Below are 6,377 nucleotides of genomic sequence, written 5' to 3'. Positions count from 1 at the left end.
ATATCCTTTTCGGAGGCATTTGCAATCGCAAATTTTAAGGAAGCAAACTTGGCACTACCTATTTTATCCACCCCACTTTTAGAAACTAATATTTCCCGTCCCAAAGAAGAACCAACAATGGAAAAAATTCCTATCATTACTAATAGATAANTTTTCCCTAAATGGAGCCAAATCTTTAATGTTTTAATTTTCATGGAGTATTAGATTGGTTATCGTTTAGCAAAACTAAGTCTTAGAAAAGCCGAAAAAATGCCATTTTCACCTATTTTCATCAGTTTTCAGAAAATAGGTTTTTTACCTACTTTTTTAAGATATGACCCTGGAAACATATAGAAGGGAGTACGACCAGAAGTTGTTAGCTGAAAGGAAAGGTCAATAAAATGATTTGGTTCTTGTGTGAACCACCCTCATATCTTCCATGCGTTCCGGGTAACTGGAGGGTGTGAAGCGAAGATAGTAAACCATATACGATGATAAAGTTAAGCATTTGTTGAACACCTGTAAGAAGCTCTCTTAATCTGAAAGAGTGAAAAATGGTTGATACACTCTGACCAAAACGATAAGATACTAGGATATTACTCTTGCCCTTAGTAATACACCAAGGGTTCATAATGTAAAATTTTAATTAATAAAAATGAAATAATTAAATTTAATTAAAAATTATTTTTTCATATAACCAAAATCAAATCATCCTCAATAGTCGGGTAAGAATGCCTCCTTACGAAGACACTCTCCCCTAAGGTACTGTACGTGCGACTTTCACCGCATACAGCCGGGACACGCTGTCTCAAGCAAATGAAACAACAGATAGGTTTGATGTCTGCTGCGGCTGTATTGAAAAACGGTCATTACTATGTAACTGCTTGTGACAATTGGGGTGTAGTAACTGAAAGTTTTCCAGGTTATTTGAGCCACTAAAATATTCATTTACTACATGATAGGTATTTTTGAAAGTTTCACTTGTGATCTTGGCTTGGCATACTTTACACCTTCCTTCTTGCCTGAGGTAAAGTTTCCTTAATTTTCCACTGGTAGATTGCAGCATCAGTCATGGCGATCCTCAAAATATAATTCCCAATCTGGATCAAAAGGATTGGCATTACCTTTAATTTTAACATGTCGTTTGATTTTAACCTTTCTCATCTTAAATAAGTGTAACTACTTCATTGTCTTTTCCTCTATCGAAGAATTGGCTTTTTCCTGAGTATGGATGGTGGTAATATTTTCTATTAATCCAATTCCAAGACTTATCAGGATGTTTTCTTTTCAGCCATCTTCGAAGTTTTAAGAAAATAAAATAGTCTACTTTATTGTAGGTTGCTTTGGCAACTATATGTCGATGGTAATAAGCCCATCCTTTAAGTATGGGATTTAACTTTCGGATCAATGCCCAAGCCGAAGCTGCTTTCATTTTTCCAAAGATTGTTTTGATTTTGGTGAACAAACTCTGTAAATTGTACTTACTTGGTGTAATTAACAATTTTGTTCCGTATTTACGGATATTTTGTCCCAAAAAATCAAACCCCGTTTCAATGTGGGTAATTTTGGTTTTCCTCTCTGATAATATCAGCCCTCTTGGTTCAAGAAAGGCTTTGATGGCAGGAATTACTTTTTCTTCCAAAACCTCTTTCATTGAAGCTGTGACAATAAAATCATCACAATACCTTATGAAATTAATTTTATAAAGCGAAGTAGGTCTTCTATTCAAACCATGAGTTTTTATAGGGCCACAGTTTTTTCTTCTCAAAGGAAGTTTCATAAACCGATAGACCCTTAATACTCATTTTCTATTCCAGATATAGCCCTGCTGACAGATAGGACCAAAATATTCATCAAACCCCCGAGTAGGCAACTCTTCTGCCAACTTGGTAAGCTTATCGATCACCTCAATATCATCCTTTTTGCTTTGGTAATACCACATCGACCTGGCTAGTTTCACCAGTTTACAAGATCTTTCTATACTCACTCCACATTGCTTTTGAAGATAGGCCGCTTGTTTTCGCTTCTCATCCGGGCCTAGAACCGGGCCACGTTGGCTTTTTTGACAATACATCTTTGAGCATGACATGATCCAGACTCAAGTCAGCATACATTCCAGTGTGGAGCACTGTTTAAGACGCCTGTTTTCTTCCCGTAATTCCTTAAGTTCTTTCAATTGACTAGCATCCATGCCGGAATACTTCTTTCGCCAATTGTAAAAAGTAGCTTTGTAGATCCCCAATTCCCTACAAATTGCCTCTACAGTTCGACCTTGCTCATTCTCTTTCAGCGCATTAATCATTTGCTGTTCGGTAAATACTTTTTTTTTCATCCCTGACAGTTATTAGTTTACAATATACGATTTTTTTCGCCCTTATAACTGTCCTATTTTTGGGGAAGGCTACAAAAATAGGAGAAATAAAATTTTACTATAATTAACTCATATGAAATGATATTCTCAATTTGATTTTGAACAAAAATGCTTTTTTTTACCAAGTATTACTTTATTCCTAGAATAATTAAAAAGTTACTAACAGACTGTAAGATTCAATTAATAAATATGGATTTTTTTAAGGAATTATTTGCTCAAAATTTTATGCCTCACGGGCATTGTTATTACTGGAAACCGGAAATTCTTTGGCTTCATGTCATTTCTGATGGATTGATTTTTTTAGCCTACTTTACCTTACCGATTGCATTGGGTTTTTTTATTAGTAAAAGGAAAGATTTAGCTCAGTTTAAATCTATATTTATACTGTTCAGTACTTTTATTTTATTATGTGGATTTACCCATATAATAGAAATTTATGTAGTATGGAATCCAATGTATCGTTTTTCTGGAATTATTAAAGCAATTACAGCATTAGTTTCTGTGGTAACCGCTGTTGTTGCCTGGCCAATGATTCCTTTAGCCTTAGCCCTTCCTAGTCCATCCATGTTACAAAAAACTAATAAAGAATTACAAAAAGAGATTGCCAAACGAAAGAAAATAGCCATTCAATTAGAAGAATATCAACACGAACTTGAAGCCACTATTGAGGAATTAAAAAATACTCAGGCCAAATTAGTGCAATCAGAAAAAATGATGTCTTTAAGCATTTTAACTGCAGGAATTGCTCATGAAATCAATAATCCGGTAAACTTTATCAATGCAGGAGTTCAAGGTTTAAAAAAACAATTAAAAAAAATATTTATGTTAATTGAAGAATATAAAAAAATAAATAGTGAAAATATCCAAAGAAAACTTCAGGAAATTGACCAGTATGAGAAGCAAATTCAATTTGAGGATACTTATCAATTATTAAGTAAAGTTTTGAATAATATTGAAATTGGAATAAAAAGAACCAGCAATATTGTAAAGGGATTAAATGCTTTTGCTCAACAAGATATGAAAACTATCCAAAACTATAAAATCCAGGATGGAATAGATAATACTTTGGGGTTGCTTTCCCATTTAATAAAAAACAGGATCCATATCGTAAAAGAGTATCACACAGTTTCTGACTTTAGAGTTTCCCCAGGCCTGATTAATCAGGTTTGGATGAATATCCTGTTAAATGCAATTCAAGCTATTGACCAGGATAAGGAGGGAATTATTACCATTAAAATTCTCCAAAAGGATGATCAGGTACATGTATCTATAAAAGACGATGGACCAGGAATACCAAAAGAAGTAAAGGATCAGATATTTGTGCCATTTTTTACTACAAAGGAGGTGGGAAAAGGAACTGGCTTAGGACTATATATTTCCCAAAATATTATTGAAGAAATTGGTGGTACTATTCAGGTAAATAGTATTCTGGGAGAAGGGAGTGAATTTAGGATTACAATACCTGTGGGAAATTAAGGAAATTATTCCTCTGACAAAAAGAAAGATGTAAAGTATCACAAAAGAAACTTTCAAAAATACCTATCATGTAGTAAATGAATATTTTAGTAGCTCAAATAACCTGTAAAATATTTTGGTACTATCACAAACAATAACACACTGCCTCAATATAGCAGCCATCAACCAAACTGTTTTTTCATTTGCATAAATTCGATTGGCCCTGACACTTGCCTAAAAACTGGCATGTGAATTTCGGGAAACAAAAAAAGTGGACATTTGCCCACCCCCTTTTGAGATAAGTTGCTCAATTATTTTAAACTGCGAATGACAGATTATAAACGAATTATAAAATCCTTATTGTAATACAAATAAAAAAGGGTCTAGAAAACCCCTAGACCCATGAGAAAAATTTGTAAATGTTTAAATCACCTTTGGTATAAGTTAAAACTATTTTCGAACTGATTTAAACTTTTAATAAAAACTTGATCCAATTATTGAGGGCAAAGATATAATGCCAAGCCTGCCAACTGAGCATTGTTGTATCAAATCGATTCAAGAAAGTTCGGTAAGCATCCATCCAGGCATTACTTCTTTCTATCTTATATCTTTCTTTATACATCAGCCCATCAAAATAAGCTTCATTTTCATCTAACTGCCTGTTATTACGTTTGTTAGCCGCTACATTCAATATAATGCCGTAGGTTTCACAAAGTTTTTTGAGCGCTTTTCCATCAAAACCAGCATCGGCATTTAAAAACAAGCCATCAACAGGAATGCCTGCAGCAATTAGGATGTCAAACTGATTTTAAGTGAATTTCAAGTTGATAAAGATCGTGATGATTGCCTGATAAGGGAGGCAAAAAACCAACTATATTTCCATTGCGATCTGCTAACCAGATGGTGTTGCTGGTTTTTGTTTTTTTTCTTCCCTGATAACAGACTGACTCACCTCCTTTTTTAGCCGGACTATGTGTCCCATCCATCAACATTAAACTTAAGTCTAACATCGATTTGTGCTGCTTAAAAAAAATCATCCAGGCTTTTTTCCAACTCCCGTCTTTACACCATTTGCGAAAGTGATGGTAAATCGCTCCATATTTAATCTTACCACTGCTAATCAGGGACTTACAGGGTAAAAGTGACCATTGCACTCCGGTTTTAAACTTATACAATATAGCATTTACTATTTCCCACATGGGAACTTTACTTGAATATCCTCGTTTTGCCTGACTCAATTTTGGTAAAAAATATTTTGTTATTATACCTTTACAGAATATGCGTATCATCTTGAAAGATTTAGTGAAAGGTTAGAGAGTCACTAAGTTCGATGTTGATACGCTTTTTTTTAACTTTTTGACCAATAAGTTTAAATCACTTCTTCATATAAAAACAAAAAACCACACCTAAAATAGATGTGGTTCCTATTCTACAAATAGGCGTTTTTTAATTACGATTGATAGGTAAAATAAATACAGAAGTGAGTAACATATAGAGGCTTATATGTAAGACTAATTCAAAAAAAATAAAAAAGGATTCAGATAGTACCTGGACCCTTTAAATAATTTTGAAAACTTAAAATACAAACGTAATTCATTAGGGTTATTGCAAACAAAAAAAGACTATATCCTTATTTGGATATAGTCTATTTAACTGAAGTTCATCATGATACAATCGACAAACCATAAATACTAAAACAGATCAATAAGAAACTGATTAACATATGGTGGCGCAAATATAGATAATAATATTTCAACCCTTGGATTCAACCAACTGGTTAGTTTTTGATGTATCCAGGTGCCCTGATTTTGACCAAAGCGGGAATTAGTAACTTTTTTACTAGGCTGTGACGACAATCTTTTTTGGATATCGTCAGTTTCACGTCTTTTTGGCAGCAAAAAATGACCAGTATTAAGGCATGATTATTTGGAAACACAGTTTTAAATATAGCGAATTCGCCATATTATCTTTCTTTACCACTCATTTCTGAGTTCAAAACACACTCGCCATAAACAAATCAGGCTCTTCCGGATAATCCTCAATTACAAAATCAGTAGAGTAATTACCTCCTTCACAATTAATTGTAAATGTTTAGGTAGTGCATAAAGATTCTATTTCAAATTCATAAGTACCAGGAANTACCTTTTCGAAGGTGAAATTATTAGCCTCTCCATTTTCTACATTAGTTCCAGGNACATAATCAAAATACATAAGAAAATCTGATAAAGCTTTATNCTAGGATGCCTCCAGAAAATATCCATCAAAGGAATGATATGGATTATTACCATCCTCATTTATAAGTTTTATAGAAATAGTGCCGGAAGCGAAATGACCGATAGCTGATGTTACAGATAGTTAGATTTCTACTTTTCAATCCATTCAACAGCTTTTTGAAGGATATTTTGNGCGTTTGCTTCCTCGTCTGGAATTATTTGATTGCCAAATAAATTTAAATTTCTATCAGCCATAAATGCTGTTGCCAAATATAAAGTAGAATTATCACTCAGTTTAAATGCAGTATTTGCAGTAGATAGACCGCAGGTAGCTGTTCCAAAGCTTTTAGTATCATCTC

Annotated in this window: 8 protein-coding genes; 1 reads left to right on the top strand and 7 read right to left on the bottom strand. The window is 33.6% G+C overall.

Annotated elements, in window-relative coordinates:
* Positions 1-787: 787 nt before the first annotated feature.
* From A3EM_RS48550 to A3EM_RS44965, 5 genes are read right to left on the bottom strand one after another with little or no spacing between them, the layout of a single operon-like run.
* The gene (locus A3EM_RS48550; RefSeq protein WP_020533382.1) at positions 788-1,045 is read right to left on the bottom strand and encodes an HNH endonuclease signature motif containing protein; all 258 of its coding nucleotides are present in this window, start codon (positions 1,043-1,045) and stop codon (positions 788-790) included.
* The gene (locus tag A3EM_RS48435; RefSeq protein WP_281169848.1) at positions 984-1,118 is read right to left on the bottom strand and encodes a hypothetical protein; all 135 of its coding nucleotides are present in this window, start codon (positions 1,116-1,118) and stop codon (positions 984-986) included. Before A3EM_RS48435 ends, A3EM_RS48550 begins: the two co-directional genes overlap by 62 nt.
* Positions 1,119-1,144: 26 nt before the next feature.
* Positions 1,145-1,759, bottom strand: coding sequence for a group II intron maturase-specific domain-containing protein (locus tag A3EM_RS44970; RefSeq protein WP_020533380.1), 615 nt, complete (start codon positions 1,757-1,759; stop codon positions 1,145-1,147).
* A 21-nt stretch (positions 1,760-1,780) separates the two neighbouring features.
* Entirely contained in the window at positions 1,781-2,053 is a 273-nt protein-coding gene (locus tag A3EM_RS47295; protein ID WP_020533379.1) for a hypothetical protein, read from the bottom strand.
* Between the two features lie 24 nt (positions 2,054-2,077).
* Complete coding sequence (locus tag A3EM_RS44965) at positions 2,078-2,311, bottom strand: transposase (RefSeq protein WP_020533378.1); 234 nt, start codon at positions 2,309-2,311, stop codon at positions 2,078-2,080.
* Positions 2,312-2,539: 228 nt separating this feature from the next.
* Here A3EM_RS44965 and A3EM_RS0137485 point away from each other — a divergent pair, with 228 nt between their 5' ends.
* Positions 2,540-3,826: an ATP-binding protein gene (locus A3EM_RS0137485; RefSeq protein ID WP_044241027.1), complete on the top strand. Its 1,287-nt coding sequence runs from the start codon at positions 2,540-2,542 to the stop codon at positions 3,824-3,826.
* A gap of 445 nt (positions 3,827-4,271) precedes the next feature.
* On the opposite strand, the gene A3EM_RS48100 is transcribed toward A3EM_RS0137485, so the two are convergent.
* Entirely contained in the window at positions 4,272-4,568 is a 297-nt protein-coding gene (locus tag A3EM_RS48100; RefSeq protein WP_052323410.1) for a transposase, read from the bottom strand.
* 34 nt (positions 4,569-4,602) lie between these two features.
* The gene (locus tag A3EM_RS48095; protein WP_157638281.1) at positions 4,603-5,043 is read right to left on the bottom strand and encodes a transposase; all 441 of its coding nucleotides are present in this window, start codon (positions 5,041-5,043) and stop codon (positions 4,603-4,605) included.
* Positions 5,044-6,377 lie beyond the last annotated feature (1,334 nt).

The sequence above is a fragment of the Flexithrix dorotheae DSM 6795 genome (genome assembly GCF_000379765.1).
Taxonomy (GTDB): Bacteria; Bacteroidota; Bacteroidia; order Cytophagales; family Flammeovirgaceae; genus Flexithrix; species Flexithrix dorotheae.
This window is presented reverse-complemented; position numbering and strand designations above follow the sequence as displayed.

Bases quoted from the DNA above. Each gene is read 5' to 3' on its own strand.
- A3EM_RS48550 (WP_020533382.1), bottom strand. From the start codon at position 1,045: ATGCTGCAATCTACCAGTGGAAAATTAAGGAAACTTTACCTCAGGCAA.
- A3EM_RS48435 (WP_281169848.1), bottom strand. From the start codon at position 1,118: ATGTTAAAATTAAAGGTAATGCCAATCCTTTTGATCCAGATTGGGAAT.
- A3EM_RS44970 (WP_020533380.1), bottom strand. From the start codon at position 1,759: ATGAAACTTCCTTTGAGAAGAAAAAACTGTGGCCCTATAAAAACTCAT.
- A3EM_RS47295 (WP_020533379.1), bottom strand. From the start codon at position 2,053: ATGTATTGTCAAAAAAGCCAACGTGGCCCGGTTCTAGGCCCGGATGAG.
- A3EM_RS44965 (WP_020533378.1), bottom strand. From the start codon at position 2,311: ATGAAAAAAAAAGTATTTACCGAACAGCAAATGATTAATGCGCTGAAA.
- A3EM_RS0137485 (WP_044241027.1), top strand. From the start codon at position 2,540: ATGGATTTTTTTAAGGAATTATTTGCTCAAAATTTTATGCCTCACGGG.